Here is a 21,453-nt window from a genome sequence, read left to right as displayed (position 1 = left end):
CGTAGGGACACGCCATGCGTGTCTGAGGGAAATGCGGCGACCAGAAATGATCGCCGCCGCCGTCAATCCGCGGCCACCGGTTCCTCTGGCTTCGCGGCTTCGGGGCTCACCCGCTCGATGGTGTGGCGCAGCTCGCGGCCCAGGATGAACTTGGCGTCCTTGGCCCACATGTCCAGGCGTTCGTCGAACAGCAGCTTGCTGTTCTCGTCCGGCCACACCAGGCGCAGCTCGCGCAGCTTCTGGATGAAGCCACGGAACAGGGTGCGGTCGAAGAACTCCGGCGCGGCCGGGGCGTAGAGCAGGCTCAGGCGCTGCGCGGCCTGCTGGCACAGGCTTTCCAGCTCGGCTGCGCCCAGCGTGCCCGGGCCGTTCTTCACCAGCACCGAAATGGCGATGTAATACCGCTCGAACGCCTGCTGCAGCGAATGGCCGATCGCACGCAGGCGGAACACCTCGTCGGTCTGCCCGGTGTTGCGCGCCAGGATGCCGCCATCGTCGTCATTGACGTTCTGCAGCAGGCCCTCGCGCACGAACACCGCGATGGTCTGCTCGATGCGCTGGGCGAATTCGTCTTCGGTCCACGGCAGGAACAGCTCGGCCTGCAGGAACGGGTACACGGTGCGGCCCAGCTGCACCAGCCCGGTGCGGCTCATGCGGCGGTTGTTCTGGAAGCAGCACGCCACCCACGACGACGCGGTGAACAGGTGGATGACGTTGTTGCGGAAGTAGCTGAGCAGCACCGCGGTATCGCCACTGACGCTGAGCACATCGCCCAGCGGGTGCTTGATCCGGGTCAGCACGTTGATTTCCTCGGCGTGCGCGATGATCCGCTCCGGCGAATGCGGCGTGACCGTGACCCGGTCCGAATACGGCATTTCCACCAGCAGGGTCTTGCACAGCTCGATCTGCGCGATCAGGTCGGCTTCGCCCATCGCATGCTTGGGCGTGGACAGCAGCGCCAGCGCCAGCAGGTTGATCGGATTGACGTCGGCCGCGCCGTTGATGTGCACTTGGATGCGTTCGGCCAGGTGGTCCACCGTGCCCGACAGCCACGACGGCTTCTCGTCCTCGCCAACCGGCGCGCCATCCCATTCCGGTGCCTGGCGGGCCAGTACGTCGTTGAGCGCGATCGGCTCGCCGAAGTTCACCACCACCTGGCCGTAGTTCTGCTTGAGCACCTTGGGGATCGACCACAGCAGCTGCCAGATCGATTCCTTCTCCTTCGGGCGCCCGGACAGCTCGTCCAGGTAACTGCCGCCTTCCATCAGCTTTTCATAGCCGATGTACACCGGCTGGAACAGCACCGGCTTGCGCGGCTGGCGCAGGAACGCGCGCAGCGTCATCGAGATCATGCCGCCCTTGGGCTGCAGCAGGCGCCCGGTACGCGAACGGCCGCCTTCGACGAAGTATTCGATCGAATAGCCACCGGCCACCAGCTGCGCCACGTATTCGCTCAGCACCGCCGAATACAGCGCGTTGCCGCGGATCGAGCGGCGGATGAAGAACGCACCGCCCTTGCGCAGCAGCGTGCCCACCACCGGCAGGTTCAGGTTGATGCCCGCCACGATGTGCGGCGGCACGATGCCGCGGTCGTACAACAGGTAGGACAGCAGCAGGTAATCCATGTGGCTGCGGTGGCTGGGCACGTACACCACTTCATGGCCCGGCGCGGCGGCCTTGAACTTGTCCAGGTGGTGCACCAGCACGCCCGCGTAGATGCGGTTCCACACATGGCTGAGCATGAAGCTGGCCGAGCGCACCACCGGGCTGGAGTAGTCCGCGGCGATTTCCCAGGCGTAGGCGTGCGCCTTCTTCCAGGCGTCGGCCGGCTTGGTGTTGTCGCGCTTGGCCTGCGACGCGATCGCCTCGCGCACCGTGTCGGCCTCCAGCACCTTGTCCACCAGCAGGCGACGGGTGGACAGGTCCGGCCCGATCACCGATTCGCGGATGCGGCGGAAGTGGGTGCGCAGCACGCGCTGCAGCTTGCGCACCGTGCGCTCGGGGTCCAGCCCTTCGTCCACGGTGGCGCGCAACGAGATCGGCGGGGCGAACCGCACGATGGTGCTGCGGCCGTTGAGCAGCACCGCCAGCAGGCGGCGGAAGCGGCCCACCAGCGCCCAGTTTTCCGAGAACAGCACCGCGAACCAGCCGCTCTGCTTGTCCGGCGCGCGGCCGACGAAGATCGACACCGGCACCAGGTTCACGTCCAGCTCGCCGCGGGCGCGGTGGGCCTGCAGTACCTTGGCCAGCGAATCGGAATGGGTCTTGGCGCCGCGCTGTTCGGGAATCAGCGAGTTGCTGCTGCTCCGCCGCGACAGCGCCAGATAGGCCCGCCTGCGCCCGGTCGGGTCGCCGGCAATGGGCACCAGCGGCGAGGGCAGCCCGGCTTCACGGCAGGCCTTGTCCAGGATCAGCGCGTTGGACAGACCGTAGTCTTCCAGCACGTAGACCACCGGGCGGCCGTCGTCGTACTGGCCGGGATGTTCGGGTTCGATCTTCAGCGACAGCCACGGTTCGACCAGGCGGCCCAGCAGGCGGGCCCACCACGGGCGGCGCCCGAACGAGGTGCGCGCTGCCGCGCTGACCGGGCTGGGCACGATCGCCGCCGGGTCGGTTGCGCCCGCGGTCGGGGCGTCCGCGCCGGGCACGGTGTCGGGCGACGCGGACGGGACGTCCGGCGTCTTGGGCGGCTCTTCGCCGGGGAAAGGCAGGGGATTCTGGTTCGGCATCGGCTTCATTATGGCTTAGCCGGTGCAGAAGCACCGTCCTTGACCTGCGCGGCGGCCTCTGCTTCTGCAGCCAGCTGAGCGTCATGTTCAGCTTGCGCGGCCATGGCGGCCTTCGCTTCGTCAGCCGCCTTGAGCAATGCGTCGGTCTCTTCCAGGGTGCGCGCCAGGTACCAGTGGCCCTCGCGGCGGGTCATGCGCACCTGGGCTTCGATCTGTTCGCCGGCCAGCGGGTACTGGATCCGCAGCACGGCGGTGTCGCCCTCCTGCGACACCAGTTCGCCGCGCAGGTCGGTCATCGCCGCGTCCAGCGACAGCCCGTAACTGGCCAGCGCGGTCTTCAGCGCCTTGGCGAACGGCCCCAGCCGGCGCAGGCTGCCCTCCATGCCGGCCGCCTGCAGCTCGGCGTCGGTGGACAACCCGGCACTGCGTGCGGTGGCGGTCAACAGGGTGATGGTGGTCTTTGCGCGCTGCTTGTCGGTCAGCGGCGCGGCGGCCGCCCAGCGGCTCAGCACATCCACAACCTGGCTGTAGTGGGCGCGCTCGGCCTCGCTGTAGTCGGTCTGGTTGCGCAGGTACTGCACGCCGAACAGCCCCATCGAATGGGCCGCCTGGCGCACCCCGGTGGCCTGGCCGGCAATCTGGGTGTCGAACGAGCGCTGCAGGCGCTTGGGCGCGTCCGGCGCGGACAGCGCCGCCAGCATCGGCAGCAGCTGGCCATCCAGCGGCAGGTCGGTGAGCGGCCAGCGGCTGTGACCCTCGTCCCAGGCCGCCTGCAGGCGGGTGTACTGGGCCGGCGGCACCGAGGCGCGGGCGTAGCCCACCAGGTCGTTGTCGGCCAGGTGGCGGGCGATCTGCTGCAACGCGGCCACCGGCTCAGCGGCGGGTGCATCCGGGTCGATCGTGTCGCGCTTGCACGCCCCCACCAGCAGCAGCCCGCACAGCGACAGCGACATCACCCAGGGTCGGTAGCGCCCTGTCATCAACGGCATGGACATGAATTCGGACTTCCCCGGACCGGTCCGCATCTTGCGGCCTGCGCCCCCACAGCGGCAACCCATCCTGCCCGCCGGACCGGCAGGATGGGCGCAACCCTCTGTTTCTATTGGATATCAGTCACGCATCCAGGTGGCCTGGATGAAATCGCGCACATAGCCCTGCGATAACCGCGCGTACACCCCAGGGCGATCCGGCAGCGCGCAGCCCTCGCCCCAGCTGACCGTGCCCAGCACCGTCCAGGCGCCCTTGCGGCGCACCAGCAGCGGCCCGCCGGAGTCGCCGCTGCAGCTGTCGATGCCCTCGGCGCCGGCGCAGATCACCGCGCCGGCCTGCAGGTCCGGGTAGGCCTGCTGGCACGCGGCGAAGGTCACGAACGGGGTCTGCACTGTCTGCAGGGTGGTCGGCAGATCCTGCTCCCCGGGGAAGTCGGTCACCCCCCAGCCGATCACCGTGAAGGCGCGTCCGGGCCGCAGGTAGGCACTGTCCCGGCCCAGCAACAACTCGGCCGGCTCGGCCTTGGGCACCGCCCGCTTGAGCTGGATCAGCGCCACGTCGTTGAGCAGGTTGCCTTCGTCGTAGGCCGGGTGGACGTGGATGGCCTTGACGTTGGAGGCACGGCGGCGCGGCGTGGTCTTCAGCGTGGTCTCCCCGACCAGCACCGCCAGCTGCGCCGGCGGCAGCCCGTCAACGCAGTGCGCGGCGGTGAGCACCCAGGAGGGCGAGATCAAGGTGGCACCGCAGTTGTGGCGGGCGTGGTCCGAATCGCCGCGGCCCAGCCGCTGCAGGCTGGCCATGAACGGGTACTGGCCGGGTTCGGCGTCGCCCCCGCCGATGATGTGGGGCACGGTGTCCGGCCCGGGCTGGGCCAGTGCGGGAACCGAAACAGCAGAAAGGATCAGGCCGAACATCCAGGCCGGCCGGGAACAGATACGCATGCAGCAACTCCTTTGCGGAAAAGTGGAAACGACAGGCACAGCGCCGGGGCGTGTGCCGGGTCGATTCGACGGCAAAGAAGTCGGAACAACTGCGTGGTCGGTCGCGTTTCAGCGGCGCCAACGATTGATGGATCCATTTCTGCGAACAGGCGCTACCTGGCACCGGGATGCAGTTCCATCCCGGTGCGTGCAACCCCTACATCAGCAGCGACGGGCGGCGCTGATCTCGTCCTGGATCGCCCGCGCAGCCGCGCGCGGGTCGGCCGCCAAGCGGATCGGGCGACCGACCACGATGGCATCGGCGCCGTCGGCGAACGCCTGGGCCACGCCCACGGTGCGCTTCTGGTCATCGCCAACCGGGCCACCGGGGCGGATGCCCGGGCACACGATCGAGAACCCGGCGCCGGTGGCGGCGCGGATCGGGCCGGCTTCCTGGCCCGAGGCGATCACGCCGTCGATGCCGGCGGCCTGCGCGGCCAGCGCGCGTTCCACCACCACGTCGACCGGCTCGCGGTCGATGCCCATGCCACGCAGGTCCTCACGCCCCATCGAGGTCAGCACGGTCACCGCCAGCAGGCGCATGTCGCTGCTGTTGGCGGCCGCGCAGGCCTCCATCATCGCCGGGTGCCAACCATGGATGGTGGCGTAGCTCACCGGCCACTGCGACAGGCGCTTGATCACCGCCGCAGCGGTGGCCGGGATGTCGAAGAACTTCAGGTCGACGAACACGCGCTTGTCGCGCGCGGCCAGCGCATCGAGCACTTCGAAGTACTCGCCCGAGGCCAGCAGCTCCATGCCGATCTTGTAGAAGGAGACCGCATCGCCCAGTCGGTCCACCCAGGCCAGCGCATCCTCGCGGCCCGGCACATCGAGCGCGAAGATCAGGCGTTCGTCATCGCGCAGCGGCAGCGGGGCGCGGCTCACGGCGCGTAGTCCAGGGCGGCCCGCTTGGCGTCGTGGCGGGCTTGGCGCGACTGGCTGTAGTCGTTGTTGAACTGGGCCGGTTCGAAGCCGCCGTAGGTCGGGTTGGGCAGCATCCACCAGCGCTCGCCGAACCAGTCGTGGTACTGCTGCAGCAGCGCGTCGCGGCCGTCATTGGTGTTGGCGGTCACTTCCACGAAGTCGCCCAGCTGGTCGCCGAACTGCATCAGCACGCGGTAGTTCTGCCCGGCCAGGCGGCGGCGGCAGTTCTTTTCGCTGCCGGCCTGCTCGCAGTCCTTCACCACCGTGCCCAGGCCCAGGAACACGCTGTCATCGGCCACTGGAAGGCCTTCGGCAAGCAGGTTGGCCAGGGTGGCCTCCTTGAGGTGCACGGCGCGGTTGGAGATGTACAGCAGGGTCACGCCCTTGGCGTTGGCCGCCTTGGCGAAATCGACCACGCCCGGAATGGCCTTGGCCTTCTTTTCGGCCACCCACTGGTCCCAGCTCAGTTCGTCGTACTCGCCGCCGTCGCGGACCAGGCGGGCCTGGTAGGGCGAGTTGTCCAGCACGGTTTCGTCCACGTCCAGCACCACGGCCGGCTTCAGGCCCTTGGCGGCGTTGCCGCGCTCTTCAGGCACCAGCGCATCCCAGTTGGCTTCCTTGAGCGCCTTGTCCAGATGGTCGGCAGCGGCGCGGTAGGTCTGCTCGGTGATCGCCCGGTATTCCTGCGAACGCTGCATCCACAGCACGGCGTTGAGGTTGTCGTTGGCGGCCACGGCGGCATCGCCCTTCGCGGCAGGCGCGGCAGCGGCGGCAGCAGGGGCCGGGGCAGCAGCTTCGGCGGGGGTTTCGGTGCGCTTGCACGCCCCCAGCGCCATCACGGCGCAGGCAAGCACGGACAGGGAAACAGCGGTACGACGCATGGCAATCACCAGTACTGAGTGGCGCCAGTTTACCGGCTTGGCCGCTGCGGTTCATGCCGGCCGCAGGGCTCGGCTATGCTGCACGGCCCAGCAACACCCGGAGCGCGAGATGACCGACGACACCCAGACCCCTGCCCTGCCCGTGCTCAACGCGGCCCAGGCCCGTGCCCTGGGCTGCCTGATCGAGAAGGAAGCGACCACCCCGGACGCCTACCCGCTCACGGTCAACGCCACCCAGGTGGCGGCCAACCAGAAGACCGCCCGCGAGCCGGTGCTGCAGCTGTCGGCCGGCGACGTGCACCACGCCCTGCGCCAGCTGGAAACCCTGGGCCTGGCCCGCCAGCAGTTCTCCTCGCGTGCCGAGCGCTACGAGCACCGCGCCGGCAGCGCGCTGGACCTGACCCGGCAGCAGCTGGCCATCCTGGGCCTGCTGCTGCTGCGCGGCCCGCAGACGGTGAACGAGCTGCTCACCCGCAGCGAACGCCTGTTCCAGTTCCAGGACGCCGACGAGCTGCGCCACCACGTGGAGCGCATGATCCAGCGCGGCCTGGCTGTGCTGCTGCCGCGCGCCGGCGGCCAGCGCGAAGACCGTTACATGCACCTGCTGGCCGGCCCGGTGGATGTGCAGGCGTTGGCCGAGCAGTACAAATCCGCACCGTCCAGTGGCGGCGGCAATGCCGCGCTGGAAGCGCGGGTGCAGGCGCTGGAAACCACGGTGGCCGCGTTGCAGGAACAGTTGGCCGAGTTGCGCGCCCAGCTGGGCGGGTGAGATTGCGTTGGACACGCATGGCGTGTCGCTACGGCGCGGCCTGAAATCTCGTCGCACAGGCGTAGCGACACGCCATGCGTGTCCCACGCGATTGGTGGACAACCGTCAAACCTGCGGCGCCCCCGGTGTGGCAAACAGCAGCAGCACTTCTTCATCGCGTGGTGCCGGCAGGCGCACATCGCCACGGTCTTCCATGCCCAGCTTGCGCAGCAGCGCGGCCGAGCGCAGGTTCTCCGGGGCGACGATGCCGTAGAGGTCCGGGTAGCCGAGAACGTCGCGCGCGTAATGCACCACCCCGCGCGCGGCCTCGAACGCGTAGCCATGGCCTTCGTACTGCGACAGCAGCGCATAGCCCACGTCCGGCGCGGGCAGCCCATCGCGGCGCACCAGCCCGGCGTTGCCCAGCCACGCGCCGTCGCTGCGCCGGATGATGGCGTACATGCCGAACCCGTTGAGCGTGTAACTGCCGAGCACGCGTTCGGCGGTGTAATCGCGCGCCTGCGCCAGGGTGCGCACGCCACGGTCGGCGATATGGCGGATGAAACCGGGTTCATTGAGCAGCGCCAGCATGTCCGCCGCATCATGGTCGGGATCGATCAGGCGCAGGTGCAGGCGTTCGGTCTGGATCACGGCGGACATCGCGTCGCTCGCAGGCAGGAATTGCCCGATTGTGCAGGCTGCCGCAATACGTGGGTAGAGCCGACTGTTAGTCGGCTGCCTTCTGTCGGCTGCCTTCTGCAGGCGCCGCGCGAACGGCAGCCGACTGACAGTCGGCTCTACAACGTCAGTCGAACAAGGCCTCGATCGCCGCCAGGCCGGCGCTGGCGCGCTCCTTCTTGCGCGCCGCATCGGCCACCGGGTCGGCACCGTCGCGCTGCATTTCTTCGGCGGGAATCTCGTCGAAGAACCGGCTGGGCTTGAGCCGCACATGCTCGCCGAACTTGCGGGTCAGCTTGCTGTGGCTCATCCACAGCTGCACCTTGGCGCGGGTGATGCCCACGTACAGCAGGCGGCGTTCTTCCTGCAGGTTGCCCTCGTCCAGGCTGACCTGGTGCGGCAGCACGCCGTCCTCGCAGCCGACGATGAACACATACGGGAACTCCAGGCCCTTGGACGCGTGCAGGGTCATCATCCGCACCTGGTTGCCACCGTCGTCCTTGTCGTTGCGCGACAACAACGCCAGCTGCGCGGCCAGGTCGGCGGTAGAAGCGCCACGCGGACCGCCTTCGAACCACTGCGCCAGCTCTTCCAGGTTGGCCAGCCGGCGCTGGTACACCGACTCTTCCTTGCAGGTGCTGCGCAGTTCGGACACCAGCCCCGAATCCTTCACCAGCTTCCGCACCAGGTCGCCCGAGCTCAGCTTGGGCATTTCCGCGCGCAGGTCGCGCAGGATGTCGGTGAAGCGGCTCAGGCTGTTGGCGGCGCGCGGCGGCAGCTGCGCCAGCGCGCCGATCGCCTCGGCCGCATGCGCCATCGGCAGTTCCTTGTCCGAGGCCAGCTCGGCGAGCTTGGCCAGCGTGCCGGCGCCCACCTCACGCTTGGGCGACTGCACCGCGCGCATGAACGCCGTATCGTCATCGGGGTTCACCAGCAGGCGCAGCCACGACAGCGTGTCCTTCACTTCCTGGCGTTCCAGGAACGCGGTGCCGCCGGTGATGTGGTACGGCGCGCGCACCAGCTGCAGCGCCTTTTCCAGCGGCCGCGACTGGAAGTTGCCGCGGAACAGGATGCAGAAGTCGCTCCACGGAATCTGCTTGGAGGTGGCCAGGTAGGAAATCTCGGCGGCGACCTTCTCCGCCTCGTGTTCGCTGTTGCGACACTCCCACACGCGGATGCGTTCGCCGTCGGCCTGGTCGCTCCACAGCTTCTTCAGGTGTTCATGCGGGTTGTTGGCGATCAGCGCGTTGGCCGCGCGCAGCACGCGATTGGAGCAACGGTAATTCTGCTCAAGCTTGATGATTTCCAGCGCCGGGTAATCGCGCGCCATCTGCTGCAGGTTTTCCGGGTTGGCCCCGCGCCAGGCGTAGATGGACTGGTCATCGTCGCCCACGCAGGTGAAGTTGCCGGCAGTGCCGGCCAGCTGCTTGAGCAGCCGGTACTGCGCATCGTTGGTGTCCTGGCATTCGTCGACCAGCAGGTAGCCGATGCGTTCACGCCAGGCCAGCGCGATCTCCGGATTCTCCTCCAGCACCTGCACCGGCAGCCGGATCAGGTCGTCGAAATCGACCGCGTTGAACGCGGTCAGGCGCAGCTGGTAGCGCTCGTAGACGCTGGCCGCTTCCTTTTCGCGGTTGCTGCGCGCTTCGGCCATCGCCTGTTCGGGCGACAGGCCGGCGTTCTTCGCACGCGAGATGAGGTTCTTCACGTCCTCGATGTCGTCCGGCTTGGCGCCGTACATCAGGTCTTTCACCTGCGAGGTGGAATCGTCGGCATCGAAGATCGAGAAGCCGCGCTTGAGGCCTACCGCGGCATGCTCGATCTGCAGGAACTTCAGGCCCAGCGCATGGAAGGTGCAGATGGTGACATCTTCGGCGTCGCCGCCCTGCAGGCGCTTGGCCACGCGCTCGCGCATTTCCTTGGCGGACTTGTTGGTGAAGGTGATCGCCGCGATGCGCTTGGCCGGGTAACGGCGAGTGCTGATCAGCTGGGCGATCTTTTCCACGATCACGCGCGTCTTGCCGCTTCCCGCGCCGGCCAGTACCAGCAGGGGACCTTCGCAGTGCAGCACTGCCGCGCGTTGGGGGGGATTGAGACCGTGCATGCCTTCTCCGTGGGTGCCGCATTGTAACGGGCGGCGGGCCACCGGACCCGGCTTGACCTGCGCCGGGCGGTGGGATATCCAGAGAGCGATCGGATCGGAGCAATCACATGAATGGATTCATGCATTGGATGGCCGGCAGCGCGGTGGGCGCGGCCCTCTGGCTGGCCACCGGGGTCGCTGGCGCAAGCACCCCTGGCTGTGCGCGGCAGGTCCCCCGGACCATTCCCGCCTCGCTGATGACCGATGGCTTCCTGGATGGCCATCCGGATCTGCGCTGGCGCCGTTATGGGCTGAAGGAGTTCGACAAGGGCAACCTGCCACGCGCGTTGTCGCGGTTCCGCAAGGCCGCCGAGTACGCCGACAAGTACTCGCAGCTGCGGGTGGCGATCATGTACCGCGAGGGCAGTGGGGTGCCGGCCGATCCGGAGCTGGCCTACGCGTGGATGGACCTGGCCGCCGAGCGCGGCTATCACGACTTCGTGCGCCTGCGCGACGCCTGGTGGGCCGAGCTGGACGCGGGGCAGCGCGAGCGGGCGCTGCAGCGCAGGCAGGACGTGTTCGCCCAGTACGGCGACCAGGTCGCCAAGCCGCGGCTGGAAAGCGCCATGCGCGGAAGGCTGTCGAAGATCACCGGCAGCCGGGTCGGGCACGTGCACAGCGGCCTGCAGGTTGTACAGCACACCGGCGCCACGGCGGGCGAGGTTCAGTCCGGTGCGGACTACTACGACCCGGAATACTGGAAGCCCGAGCTGTACTGGTGTCTGCACGACACCTACTGGATGGCCCCGCTGCGCCAGCAGCAGATCGACGTGGGGCGGCCGGAAACCGTCCACGGCGGAGAGGGCGACGGGAGGTAGCGCGCCGTCTAGAATTGGCCGATGGCCAAGCTCTATTTCTACTATTCGGCGATGAACGCCGGCAAGACCACCACGCTGCTGCAGTCGGCGCACAACTACCGCGAGCGCGGCATGCGCGTGGCCATCCTCACCCCGCGCCTGGACGACCGTGCGGGGCGCGGCGTGGTGGCCTCGCGGATCGGCCTGAAGGCCGATGGCATTGCCTTCGACCGCGATACCGACCTGGAGCAGCTGATCCGCGCCGACATCGCCAGCGACGGGCCGTTGGGCTGCGTGCTGGTGGACGAGGCACAGTTCCTCAGCCGCAGCCAGGTCTGGCAGCTCAGCGAAGTGGTCGACCAGCTGCGCATTCCGGTGCTGTGCTACGGGCTGCGCACCGATTTCCGCGGCGAGCTGTTCGAAGGCAGCCAGTACCTGCTGGCGTGGGCCGACGAGATGCAGGAGATCAAGACCATCTGCCACAGCGGTAAGAAAGCCACCATGACCGTGCGCGTGGACGAACACGGCCACGCAGTGCAGGACGGCCCGCAGGTGGAGATCGGCGGCAACGAACGCTACGTCTCGGTCAGCCGCGCGGAGTTCAAGAAGATCACGCGCGGCGAAGGCAGGATCGACCCTGCCCAGGCACGGCTACCCTTGTAGACGTGCCGGTAGGTACCGACCGTTGGTCGGTACACCTTCTCAATACAACGTACGCTCCGGCGCCCCCGCCGGCGGCGGGCTGTACTGGTACAGCCAGGTTTCCGTCAGGGTCTTGCCACCGCTGCGCAGGTACAGGCGGATGTCGATCTGGTCGGTGCTGTCATCGGGCGGCACCAGGTCGAACATGGCGCGGTAACCCTTGATCTCGCGCAGCGGGCGCGCCGAGACGATCTCGGTGCGGCCGCGGCTGGCCTGCACCACCGCTTCCACTTCGCCCTTGTCGATCAGCGCGGCCAGTTCGCCGCCCTGGAAGTCCACGGCAAAGCGCCACGAGAAATACTCGCGCTTCTTGCCGATCACCCCGCCCAGGCCGGTGCGGGTGGCCACGGCCTGCGCCAGCGGCGGCCGCGCGGGCGGCTCGGCGCCCCAGTACAGGCGGTAGCCCAGCAGCATTTCCTGGCCCGGCTGCGGCTTGGCTTCAGGGTTCCAGAACGCCACGATGTTGTCGAAGGTCTCGTCCACGGTGGGAATTTCCACCAGCTGGACCGAGCCCCTGCCCCACTGACCCTTCGGTTCCACCCACAGGCAAGGGCGCTTCTCGTAGAACACGCCATCATCCTGGTAGTGGTCGAAGCTGCGGTCGCGCTGCAGCAGGCCAAAGCCCTTCGGGTTGTTGTCCACGAACATGTTGAAGCGCAGCTGGCGCGGGTTGGACAGCGGGCGCCAGATCCACTCGCCAGCGCCGTTCCACATCGACAGGCCGTCGGTGTCGTGGATCTCCGGGCGCCAGTCCCAGGCCATCCGGCGGTCGTTCTCGCCCACCTGGAACATGCTGGTGCACGGCGCGATGCCCAGCCGTTCGATGGCCTTGCGCGGGTACAGCGCCACGTCCACGTCCATCAGCAGCACATCGCCGTTGGTGATGGCGAAGCGGTAGGCACCGGCCACGCTGGGCGAATCCAGCAGCGCGTACACCACCAGCGTGTTGGAGTCGGCGGCCGGCTGTTCCAGGAAGTAGGCAATGAAATCGGGGAATTCCTCCGGGCGGTCCATGCCGGTGTCGATCGCCAGGCCACGGGCGGACTGGCCGTACTGGCCTTCCTTGCCTACCGCCCGGAAGTAGCTGGCGCCCAGGAAGGCGGCGAAATCGCGGTCGGTGTCGGCGCGGGTATTGAGCCGGAACCCGGCAAAGCCCAGGTCGGCCGGCAGGTGGCCGTTCTTCAGGCCGCTCTTGCCGTAATCGAACGCGGCCGGGTCATAGGCCAGTTCCTGCGCCTTGCCGTCGACGATGTCGAACATGCGCACCGGCGCATGGAAATACAGGCCCAGGTGGAAGAACTTGGCCTGGAAGCGGCCGGGCTGGTCAGCCCACAGCGCGTGGTCCTGGCGGTAGCGGATCGACTGGTACTGGTCCCAGTCCAGCGCCTCCAGCGGCCCCGGCAGGGTCCGGCGATGACTCTTGTAAGCCGCCTCGGACAGCGCGCGTGCCTGGCCCTTGAGGGTGGCGAAATCGAACGGCTGCGGCTGGCCCAGCCGGCGCAGGCCTACCTGGCTGCCCTGCGCGGCGCAGGCCGGCAGCGCGGGAAAACCAATGGCGGCCAGGGCCAGGGAGGCGTTGCGGATGAAGTCGCGTCGTTGCATGCAGGCAGCGATGGGCAGGAAAGGGTCGGCCATCATAGGCACGTGAACGTTAATTCGCCGCCGTGGCGCCGGGCCTGCGTTCAGGCTGGATGGTGCGCGCCTGCAGGCGCTTGCTGCCACAGGCCTGCAGCGCCTGCTCGATCTGCCGGGGAATGCGGCCGCCCTGCGGCCGCTGCGCGCGTACTTCTGCCTGCAGCCGCACCAGTGCCTCGCGCCCCCGTGCCGGCGCCCGCGTGCAGTCCAGCTGGCCCAGCGCGGTCCGTGCCAGCCAGCGCAGGTTGACGCTGCGCGGATCCATCGCCCCGCCCTCGGTCAGCGGCTGCAGCGCGCGCTGTGCTTCCACCGGTTGGTCCATGCGGAGCAGGTTGCGTCCCCACGCCAGCTGTACCGCCTGCAGTTGCAGGCGGGCCTCCGGGCCACCCCGCGCGGATTGCCGCATGAGTTTTGCCAGGCGCTCGCCGGCCTGCCAGGGGTCGACATGCTCGCCGATGATCTCGGCCATGCGGCGGTCGCCCCGCTGCACTTCCGGGTCGTCGTCGCCGCGCTGTGCGGCCTGCCACTGGCGGCCCTCGTGGAAGGCGGCCAGCGCATCCTGCCAGCGGCCGAGCTCGGCCAGCGCGTTGCCATAGTCGTACAAGCCCTGCGGCAGCAGCCCGATGCAGTCGGGCTGGCGCCAGATCGCCACTGCGCGGCCGAAGGCCTCCACCGCCGCCGCGTTGTCGCCGCGCTCCAGCGCCGAGCGGCCGAGCGCATGCCAGGTCTGGCCGGTGTCGCGGTGCTGCTCGCCCAGCGCCTGGCGGGTCAGCCGGTGCACCTGCTGCAGGGCGGCCTCGGCTTCGGCCAGATCGCCGCGCTGCAGGGCCAGGGTCGCGCGCAGGCGGCGGATGGCCAGCGTTTCGGGATGGTCATTGCCGTACAGGCTGACCGCGTCGGTCCACGCCGCGCGCAGGCTGCGGTCGGCACCGTCCAGGTCGCCCTGCGCGGCCATCATTTCGCCCAGGTGGCGGCGCAGGGTGACCAGCTGCGGGTGGCGGTCGGTGGTGCGCGCCTGCAGCAGCTGCAGGGCCTGGCGGTAGCCGGCCAGCGCGGCCTGCGCGTTGCCGTCGTCACTCTCCAGTGCGGCCAGGTCGGACAGGCTCTCGGCCATTCCGGTGGCGTCGTGGGTGATGTCGCGGCGCAATGCCAGCGCACGCTCGAACCCTTCGCGGGCTTCATCGCGGTAGCCCAGCAGCTGCTGGCAGCGGCCCAGCTGGGCGTGGAACTCGGCCACCACCGACGGCAGCGCCTGACGCTGCTCGGCCGCCAGCGCCTGCATCGGCGTCATGTGCGCCACGCACTCGCGCGAGCGGCCCAGCATGCGCAGCGCGCGGCCGCGCTGGGTGACCGCTTCCAGCTGCAGCCCGGGCGGCACCTGCTTGACCTGGTCCAGCAGCGCGCGCTGCCGGTCCAGCGTTTCCAGCGCCAGCGCGTAGTCGCCCATGCCGATCCGCAGCCGGCCGATCACCCCTTCCAGGTCGGCCAGCGGCAATGGCTGGTCAGCCAGCTCCGCCTCGCCGCGCTGCTGCCCGGTGGCCAGCAGCTGGCGCACATCGAAGCTGCCGTGGCGCACGCTGGCGGCGCGGTCGAACAGGCCGATGGTGAAATCCTGCATGGCCTGCGCACGCGCGATCTCACGCCGCGCCTGCTGCATCTGCCACAGCGCCAGTGCCGCCAGCACCGCCAGTGCCAGGATCGCCACCGCAGCCAGCGCCACGCCCCAGCGGTGCCGTCCCAGGTACTTGCGCAGGCGGTACAGCGAACGCTGCGGGCGCGCGTGGATCGGGCGGCCTTCCAGGAAGCGCTGCAGGTCCTGCGCCAGCGCTTCCACCGAGGCATAGCGCTGCGCAGGGTCCTTCTGCAGTGCCTTGAGCAGGATCGTGTCCAGGTCACCGCGCAGGCGCCGGGCCAGGCGCCGCGCCGCCGGCGTGGCCGCCGCATCGGTGATGTCGCCGCGCAGCAGCACGCTGGACGCACGCGGCGCATCCACCTCCAGGATCGAGCGCTCCCACTCGGCGTCGCTGTGCCGGCGCAGGCGATAGGGCTTGCGCCCGGTGATCACCTCGAACAGCACCACGCCCAGCGAATACACATCGGTCAGCGTGGTCACCGGTTCGCCGCGTACCTGTTCGGGTGCGGCGTAGTGCAGGGTGAAGGCGCGCGCTTCGGTCGGCGGGTGCGCGGCGTTGGTGCGCGCCTGCTCATCGTCCAGCAGCTTGGCGATGCCGAAATCCAGCAGCTTCACCTCACCGTTGGCGGTGACCAGGATGTTGGAGGGCTTGAGGTCCCGGTGCACGATCAGGTTGGCGTGTGCGTGGCTGACCACCGCGCATACCTGCAGCATCAGCTGCAGCCGGCGTTCCAGCGGCAGCTGCAGGCGCTGGCAGTAATCGGTGATCGGCTCGCCTTCCACATAGGCCAGCGCCAGGTACGGCTGGCCCTGCAGGTCCACGCCGGCATCCAGCAGCTGCGCCAGGTGCGGGTGCTGCAGCCGCGCCAGGATTTCGCGTTCGCGACTGAAGCGCTGGCGCAGGCCGGGGTCGGCGTAGCCGCTGCGCAGCAGCTTCAGCGCTACCTGGCGCTGGTACAGCCCGTCGGCCCGTTCGGCCAGCCAGACTTCGCCCATGCCGCCTTCGCCCAGCTGTCGCAGCAACCGGTACGGACCGATGTGGGTGCCGGCGCGGCTGTCCTCGGGCGCGGCGGTCCACAGCGGCTGGGCCAGGAATTCCTGGCTTTCCTGCTCGTGCTCCAGCAGCCGTTCCAGGTCATCGGCCAGCGTCGCATTGGCCACGCGTAGCTGCGCCAGGCGTGCGGCGCGCTGGTCGTGGGGTAGTTCCAGCAACTGATCCAGCAGCGTCGACAACTGCCGCCAGCGCACTGCGTCCATCGTCCCTTCCCCGGGCGCTGTGTTGCCACCGTGCACATCCGCCCGCGCCCTCGCGCGGGAACCCGACTGCCGCCGTGCTCAGTCCTCGCGGACCGACGCCAGCAGGAACATCCGTGCCTTCTGCCAATCGCGCCGGATGCTGCGCTCCGAGCGCTGGCACAGATCGGCGATTTCCTGTTCCGACAACCCCGCGAAGTAGCGCAGCTCCACTACCTTGGCCAGGTGGTTGTCCACCGCCTGCAGCCGTGCCAGTGCCACGTCCAGCGCCAGCAGGTCCTCATCCAGACGCACGCCGCTGCTGCTGTTCTCAGGTATTTCCGCCACGCGCTTGAGATCGCCGCCGCGCTTGCGCGCCAGCCGGTTGCGCGCGTAATCCACTACCACGCTGCGCATGGCCGAGGCCGCGTAGGCAAAGAAGTGCGCGCGGTCTTCAAAGCGCGCCGCGCCGCGTGCCCCCAGCAGCTTGAGGTAGGACTCGTGGACCAGCGAGGTGGCATCCAGGGTGCGGCCCTGCTGCCCGGCCAGCTGGCGCCGGGCCATGCTGTGCAGTTCCTGGTAGAGCAGGGTCAGCACCCGGTCCAGCGAGGCGCGGTCGCCCGACCGGGCCGAATCGAGCCATACGGTGATATCCGGGCTTTCGTCCATCGCACACCCCCGCCGGTGACGTTTGGCCGACTATAGCGCCGCTTCCTGCAGATGCGTAGGACAGTTCAGCGCTGGCAGTGGCCGCACCAGACGCTGGCGCGCTGGCCGATGGTGGCGTGGCGCAGGGCGCGCCCGCACTGCCGGCATGGTTCGCCTTCACGGCCGTAGACCAGCAGTTCCTGCTCGAAATAGCCCGGGGCACCGTCGGGGTTGATGAAATCGCGCAGGGTGGTGCCGCCACGGGTGATGGCATAGGCCAGGATCTGCTTCACCGCCGTGGCCAGGCGCTGGTAGCGCTCACGCGAGATCTTCCCCGCCTCGCGCAGCGGGTTGATCCCGGCCATGAACAGGCTTTCGGCGGCGTAGATGTTCCCCACCCCCACCACGATGGCCTGGTCCATCAGGAAGGTTTTCACCGGCGCCTTCCGGCCCCGGCTGCGCTGGAACAGGTAGTCGCCGTCGAACGCGTCATCCAGCGGTTCCGGGCCCAGCGTGGCCAGCAGCTCATGGATTTCCCCCGCCGGCTGCCAGAGCAGGCTGCCGAAGCGGCGCGGGTCGTTGAAGCGCAGCAGGCGGCCGTTGTCCAGGCTGATGTCCACGTGGTCGTGCGCGCGGACCGGGGTATCCCCCGGGAGTACACGCAGGCTGCCGGACATGCCCAGGTGCAGCACTGCGCTGCCGATGGCGGTGTCGAGCAGCAGGTACTTGGCGCGGCGGCGCACGCCTTCAATCGCCTGGCCGGGCAGCAGCGCGCTGATTTCGTCGGGAATCGGCCAACGCAGGTCCGGCCGGCGCAGGATCACGCCGTGCACGCGGCGCCCTTCCAGGTGCGGGGCCAGGCCGCGGCGGGTGGTTTCTACTTCGGGAAGTTCAGGCATGGGGGAATGGCAGGCGGGTGCGCGGTGTCATCGGGGTGGGGCGGCGAGCTCTTTCGCGCTCAGGAAGCCGTCACCGTTGGCGTCCTGCTTGTGGAAGCGTTCGATGATCGTCTGCCGTTGCTGCTCGCGGGTGATCGGCCTGCCTTTGCCGCCGGGCAGTTCATCGGCGCTGAGCACGCCGTCGGCGTTGCGGTCCATGCGGTCGAAGGCGTACATCATCCATTGCACATACTCCTCGACGCTGACCTTGCCGTCGCCATCGGCATCCATGCGTTGCAGGTAACTGCCGGTGTCGGTGACCTGGGCCTGCGCGGCGGCGGCGAGCAGCAACAGGGACGCGCAGGAAAAACGCCGCACAAGGCGGCGCTTTCCGGTGGTGCCAGGGGCAGGCCGCACCGGTCAGTGCGCCGTCAGCGCGTAGCCTTTCAGGCGCGCGGCGTAGTTCTGCAGCGCGGCGATGCCACTGGCCTCGGCTTCATGGCACCAAGCCTGGAGCAGCTTCAGGCGTTCGGCGGCATCGTTGCCACGGGCTTCCAGCAGGGCGGCCAGGCGCGCGCGGTGTTCGACCAGCACGCGGATGCGCGGGCGCTGTTCGACCCAGCTGCTGAGTTCGGCGCGGCAATCGGGCTTGAGCCAGCGGCCGTCGTTGACCAGGCCCCGGCGCATGCGGCGCGGCAGCAGCTTGCGCAGCTTGGCACCGGCAAACGCGGCTTCTTCGCGCAGGGCCGGCACGAACACGTTGCGCTGGTAATCGGTCATGGCCTGGAAGCGGTGCGAGAGCAGGGCCTTCAGGGTTTCGGCATCGGGCACGGCGATGTTCGGGCGCACGTCCATGCTGGGCGCCACGCGCAGCACCTTGGCCAGGCCCACGGCCTGCAGGCCACGGATCGCCGCCCAGCCGATATCGAACTCCCAGCGGCGCATCGAGAAGCGGGCCGAGCTGGGGAAGGCATGGTGGTTGTTGTGCAGTTCTTCGCCGCCGATCCAGAACGCCCACGGGGTGAGGTTGGTGGAGGTATCGGCCGACTCGAAGTTGCGGTAGCCCCACCAGTGGCCCAGGCCGTTGACCACGCCGGCGGCCCAGAACGGAATCCACGCCATCTGGATCGCCCACAGGGCCACGCCGGGCAGGCCGAACAGCAGCAGGTTCACCGCCAACAGGGCCACCGGGCCCAGGTTGGCGTGCGGGGTGTACAGGTGGCGCTCGATCCAGTCTTCCGGGGCGCCGCGGCCGTACTGTTCGATGTCCGCGCGCATGCCACGGGCTTCGCGGTACAGCTCCACGCCGCGCCAGAACACCGTGCCGATGCCCTTGGTCACCGGGCTGTGCGGGTCTTCGTCGGTTTCCACCTTGGCGTGGTGCTTGCGGTGAATGGCCACCCACTCCTTGGTGATCATGGAGGTAGTGAGCCAGGTCCAGAAGCGGAAGAAGTGCGCGATGACCGGGTGGAAATCCACGCCGCGGTGCGCCTGGCTGCGATGCAGGTAGAGCGTGACGGCAAAGATGGTGAGCTGGGTGAACACCAGCAGCACCAGGCCCATGCCCCACCAGCCGAGGCCGACGACACCGCCGGTCAGGAAGTTGATGAGGGTATCGAGCATCGCAGGACTCCGGGCCGTGATGGCCAGCAGGGAAACGGTGACAGGTGGGTCCATCATGGGGCCAGACGTTGCAAACTTCATCCGTCTGATGCGATTTTTGCGCAGTCATTCAGTTGTTTTCCCCCTTCGTGAGCATTGCCCCCGCATTCATGACCGTTGCCACCCCACCGCCGGCCATCGCCGCCGCCGCCCCCCTGATCGAACTCGACCGCGCCTGTGTGATCCGGGGGCAGGTCCGCGTGCTGCATGACCTGAGCCTGCGCATCGCCCAGGGCCAGCACACCGCGCTGCTCGGCCCCAATGGCTGCGGCAAATCCTCCTTCATCAAGCTCATCACCCGTGAGCTGTACCCGCTGGCGCACGCGGACGGCACCGTCGCCGTGCGCGTGCTCGGGCAGAACCGCTGGCAGGTGGACCGGCTGCGCTCGCAGCTGGGCATCGTCACCGGTGACCTGAGCAGCAACCTGGCCGACATGCCCGGGCTGACCGTGGAAGAAGCGGTGCTGTCGGGGTTCTTCGCCAGCTTCGTGGTGCCCGCGTTCCGCGAGGTCACCGACGACATGCGCGCGCGGGTGCGCGAGACGCTGGCACTGACCGGGGCGTTGCCATTGCTGCACCGGGGCTATGCCGAATTGTCCGCCGGTGAAACCCGGCGCGTGCTGATCGCCCGTGCGCTGGTGAACCGGCCGCAGGCGCTGCTGCTGGACGAGCCGTCCACCGGACTGGACCTGGTGGCGCGCCAGCACCTGATCGCCACCATGCGCACGCTGGCCGCGCAGGGCATCACCCTGGTGCTGGTGACCCACCACATCGAAGAAGTGATTCCGGAAATCGAACGCGTGGTGCTGCTGCGCGGTGGCCGGATCGCGGCCGATGGCACACGGGCGGAATTGCTGCGGGATGGGCCGCTGTCGGAGGTATTCGGCGGGCCGATCCAGGTCGTCGAGCACGAGGGCCGGTTGACCGCCTTCGCGGGGTGACAGCCGGGGGCGGCGTTGCCGCCCCCGGCCTCCATCAGAACCGCACTGCTACTGCGCGGCTTTCGATCGGGGCCATCCGGCCCTGGTCCTGCAGCTGCAGGTCACGCAGTTCGAACGGGGCGCCGTAGCCACCCGGTAATGCCACCGTGTCGAACGCCAGCAGCAGTTCGCCGGCACCGGCCGCATCAAACCACGCCGCGCTATGCGCCTGCGCCACCGGGTGCAGCCTGCCGTCGGGCCCGGTGGCGTGCAGCGTGCCGCGCGCCTCGTAACGGCCCGGCGCGCCGATCTGCAGCGGCAGCCGCACCTGGCGCCGGGCGGCATCCACCTCGACCTGGCCGCTGAAGCGCGCCGTCGGCAAGGCGACGGCGAACGCCACCTTGGCGTCGCGCTGCACGCCCTGCGCGGTCACGAAGGCCTGCAGCTCCCACAGCCCCTGTGCCTGCCCCACATCCTCGGGGATGGTCACCTGCGCGCGCAGGCCATCCTTCCCGGCCACCAGCGGCACCGGCCAGCTGCGCCCGTCCGGTGCCACCAGCAGTGCTTCGCCGCCCGCCGGCAGCGTGCGCGCTGCCGAGCGCCCCGCCGCCCGCGCCGCGTTGCCACCGTCGTGCTGCAGGCGTGCGTTCAACAGCATGCTGCCACCGGCCAGCACCTGCTGGCGGTCGGCCTGCAGGGTCAGCGCGATCGGGCTGTTGGGCTCCAGCACCTGTACCACGTAGCGGCCCTGGGCCTGCGGGGCCTGCAGGCGGTAGGTGCCCACCGCCGTGCTGGCGCCGGTCCGCGCCATCGCGCTGCCCTCGCCCACGCCCATGCCTGCGGCGCGCAGCTGCTGGGCATCGACCACCTTGTCCAGCGCCACCGCCCCGGAGGGGTCGCGCACCTGCAGCTGCTCCACCTCCAGCGCGCGGGCGCCCTGCACCGGGCTGACCTGGATCACCGCATCCGGCGCGGTGAGCGGCAGCTCCAGGCCGCGCTGCAGCGTGGCCGCATCCACGGTGTCCCAGTAGCTGCGGCTCAGTGCAACGAACGGGGCCGGCGCGCTCAGCGCCCGGGTCGGGTCCAGCGCCCAGGCAAAGCGCACGGGGGCGCGTTCCACCGTGGCATCGGGCATCGGTGCGCGCTCCACGCGTGGGGCCACCTGGTCGGTGCCGCGCGCGGCCTGCAGCGGTTGGGCGGCGTGCAGCGGCAGCGCGAACAGTGCCGAGGCGACGGCCATTGCAAGCATCAATCGTGACGTCATGGCGTGCT

General features: G+C 69.1%; 18 protein-coding genes. 4 read left to right on the top strand and 14 right to left on the bottom strand.

The window, feature by feature from the left end:
* Positions 1–62: 62 nt before the first annotated feature.
* From plsB to KVS69_RS09220, 5 genes are all read right to left on the bottom strand, one after another.
* Positions 63–2,738: a glycerol-3-phosphate 1-O-acyltransferase PlsB gene (gene plsB / locus KVS69_RS09240; protein WP_217537844.1), complete on the bottom strand. Its 2,676-nt coding sequence runs from the start codon at positions 2,736–2,738 to the stop codon at positions 63–65.
* The gene (locus tag KVS69_RS09235; RefSeq protein ID WP_217537843.1) at positions 2,738–3,724 is read right to left on the bottom strand and encodes a hypothetical protein; all 987 of its coding nucleotides are present in this window, start codon (positions 3,722–3,724) and stop codon (positions 2,738–2,740) included. The genes plsB and KVS69_RS09235 overlap by 1 nt, the downstream gene beginning before the upstream one ends.
* A 114-nt stretch (positions 3,725–3,838) precedes the next feature.
* Entirely contained in the window at positions 3,839–4,660 is an 822-nt protein-coding gene (locus KVS69_RS09230) for a serine protease (RefSeq protein WP_254622107.1), read from the bottom strand.
* 201 nt (positions 4,661–4,861) lie between these two features.
* Positions 4,862–5,584, bottom strand: a complete 723-nt coding sequence (gene pyrF / locus KVS69_RS09225; protein WP_217537842.1) for an orotidine-5'-phosphate decarboxylase — start codon at positions 5,582–5,584, stop codon at positions 4,862–4,864.
* Positions 5,581–6,513, bottom strand: a complete 933-nt coding sequence (locus tag KVS69_RS09220) for a 5'-nucleotidase, lipoprotein e(P4) family (protein WP_217537841.1) — start codon at positions 6,511–6,513, stop codon at positions 5,581–5,583. The genes pyrF and KVS69_RS09220 overlap by 4 nt, the downstream gene beginning before the upstream one ends.
* A gap of 100 nt (positions 6,514–6,613) precedes the next feature.
* On the opposite strand from KVS69_RS09220, the gene KVS69_RS09215 reads away from it, so the two are divergent.
* Positions 6,614–7,273: a DUF480 domain-containing protein gene (locus KVS69_RS09215; protein WP_093535351.1), complete on the top strand. Its 660-nt coding sequence runs from the start codon at positions 6,614–6,616 to the stop codon at positions 7,271–7,273.
* 105 nt (positions 7,274–7,378) lie between these two features.
* Here KVS69_RS09215 and KVS69_RS09210 read toward each other — a convergent pair whose 3' ends face one another.
* Both KVS69_RS09210 and KVS69_RS09205 read right to left on the bottom strand, forming a co-directional pair.
* Positions 7,379–7,912 (bottom strand): GNAT family N-acetyltransferase, encoded by a 534-nt coding sequence (locus KVS69_RS09210; protein WP_217537840.1) that lies wholly within the window; start codon positions 7,910–7,912, stop codon positions 7,379–7,381.
* 145 nt (positions 7,913–8,057) lie between these two features.
* On the bottom strand, positions 8,058–10,034 hold the full coding sequence (locus KVS69_RS09205; RefSeq protein WP_068848141.1) for a UvrD-helicase domain-containing protein: 1,977 nt from the start codon (positions 10,032–10,034) through the stop codon (positions 8,058–8,060).
* Between the two features lie 107 nt (positions 10,035–10,141).
* Here KVS69_RS09205 and KVS69_RS09200 point away from each other — a divergent pair, with 107 nt between their 5' ends.
* Positions 10,142–10,891 carry a hypothetical protein gene (locus KVS69_RS09200; protein ID WP_095362431.1) on the top strand — a complete coding sequence of 250 codons (750 nt, stop codon included), beginning with the start codon at positions 10,142–10,144 and terminating at the stop codon, positions 10,889–10,891.
* 21 nt (positions 10,892–10,912) lie between these two features.
* Positions 10,913–11,533, top strand: coding sequence for a thymidine kinase (locus KVS69_RS09195; RefSeq protein ID WP_068848139.1), 621 nt, complete (start codon positions 10,913–10,915; stop codon positions 11,531–11,533).
* Positions 11,534–11,572: 39 nt separating this feature from the next.
* Here the strand turns inward: KVS69_RS09195 and KVS69_RS09190 are convergent, their stop codons facing one another.
* The 6 genes from KVS69_RS09190 to KVS69_RS09165 form a co-directional block, all read right to left on the bottom strand.
* Complete coding sequence (locus KVS69_RS09190; RefSeq protein ID WP_217537856.1) at positions 11,573–13,174, bottom strand: glucan biosynthesis protein D; 1,602 nt, start codon at positions 13,172–13,174, stop codon at positions 11,573–11,575.
* A gap of 49 nt (positions 13,175–13,223) precedes the next feature.
* On the bottom strand, positions 13,224–16,097 hold the full coding sequence (locus tag KVS69_RS09185) for a serine/threonine-protein kinase (RefSeq protein WP_217537839.1): 2,874 nt from the start codon (positions 16,095–16,097) through the stop codon (positions 13,224–13,226).
* A 78-nt stretch (positions 16,098–16,175) separates the two neighbouring features.
* Positions 16,176–16,742: an ECF-type sigma factor gene (locus KVS69_RS09180; protein WP_217537838.1), complete on the bottom strand. Its 567-nt coding sequence runs from the start codon at positions 16,740–16,742 to the stop codon at positions 16,176–16,178.
* Between the two features lie 65 nt (positions 16,743–16,807).
* Positions 16,808–17,620, bottom strand: a complete 813-nt coding sequence (gene mutM / locus KVS69_RS09175) for a bifunctional DNA-formamidopyrimidine glycosylase/DNA-(apurinic or apyrimidinic site) lyase (protein WP_095362429.1) — start codon at positions 17,618–17,620, stop codon at positions 16,808–16,810.
* 27 nt (positions 17,621–17,647) lie between these two features.
* Positions 17,648–17,977 carry an EF-hand domain-containing protein gene (locus KVS69_RS09170; protein ID WP_068848130.1) on the bottom strand — a complete coding sequence of 110 codons (330 nt, stop codon included), beginning with the start codon at positions 17,975–17,977 and terminating at the stop codon, positions 17,648–17,650.
* 42 nt (positions 17,978–18,019) lie between these two features.
* On the bottom strand, positions 18,020–19,222 hold the full coding sequence (locus KVS69_RS09165; RefSeq protein ID WP_068848128.1) for a fatty acid desaturase: 1,203 nt from the start codon (positions 19,220–19,222) through the stop codon (positions 18,020–18,022).
* Positions 19,223–19,371: 149 nt separating this feature from the next.
* Here KVS69_RS09165 and KVS69_RS09160 point away from each other — a divergent pair, with 149 nt between their 5' ends.
* Entirely contained in the window at positions 19,372–20,202 is an 831-nt protein-coding gene (locus KVS69_RS09160; protein ID WP_217537837.1) for an ATP-binding cassette domain-containing protein, read from the top strand.
* 34 nt (positions 20,203–20,236) lie between these two features.
* Here the strand turns inward: KVS69_RS09160 and KVS69_RS09155 are convergent, their stop codons facing one another.
* Positions 20,237–21,445 (bottom strand): DUF4785 family protein, encoded by a 1,209-nt coding sequence (locus KVS69_RS09155; protein ID WP_217537836.1) that lies wholly within the window; start codon positions 21,443–21,445, stop codon positions 20,237–20,239.
* Positions 21,446–21,453: the final 8 nt, after the last annotated feature.

Origin of the sequence: Stenotrophomonas sp. GbtcB23, from assembly GCF_019091045.1 — a bacterium.
Classification (GTDB): Bacteria; Pseudomonadota; Gammaproteobacteria; order Xanthomonadales; family Xanthomonadaceae; genus Stenotrophomonas; species Stenotrophomonas rhizophila_A.
This window is presented reverse-complemented; position numbering and strand designations above follow the sequence as displayed.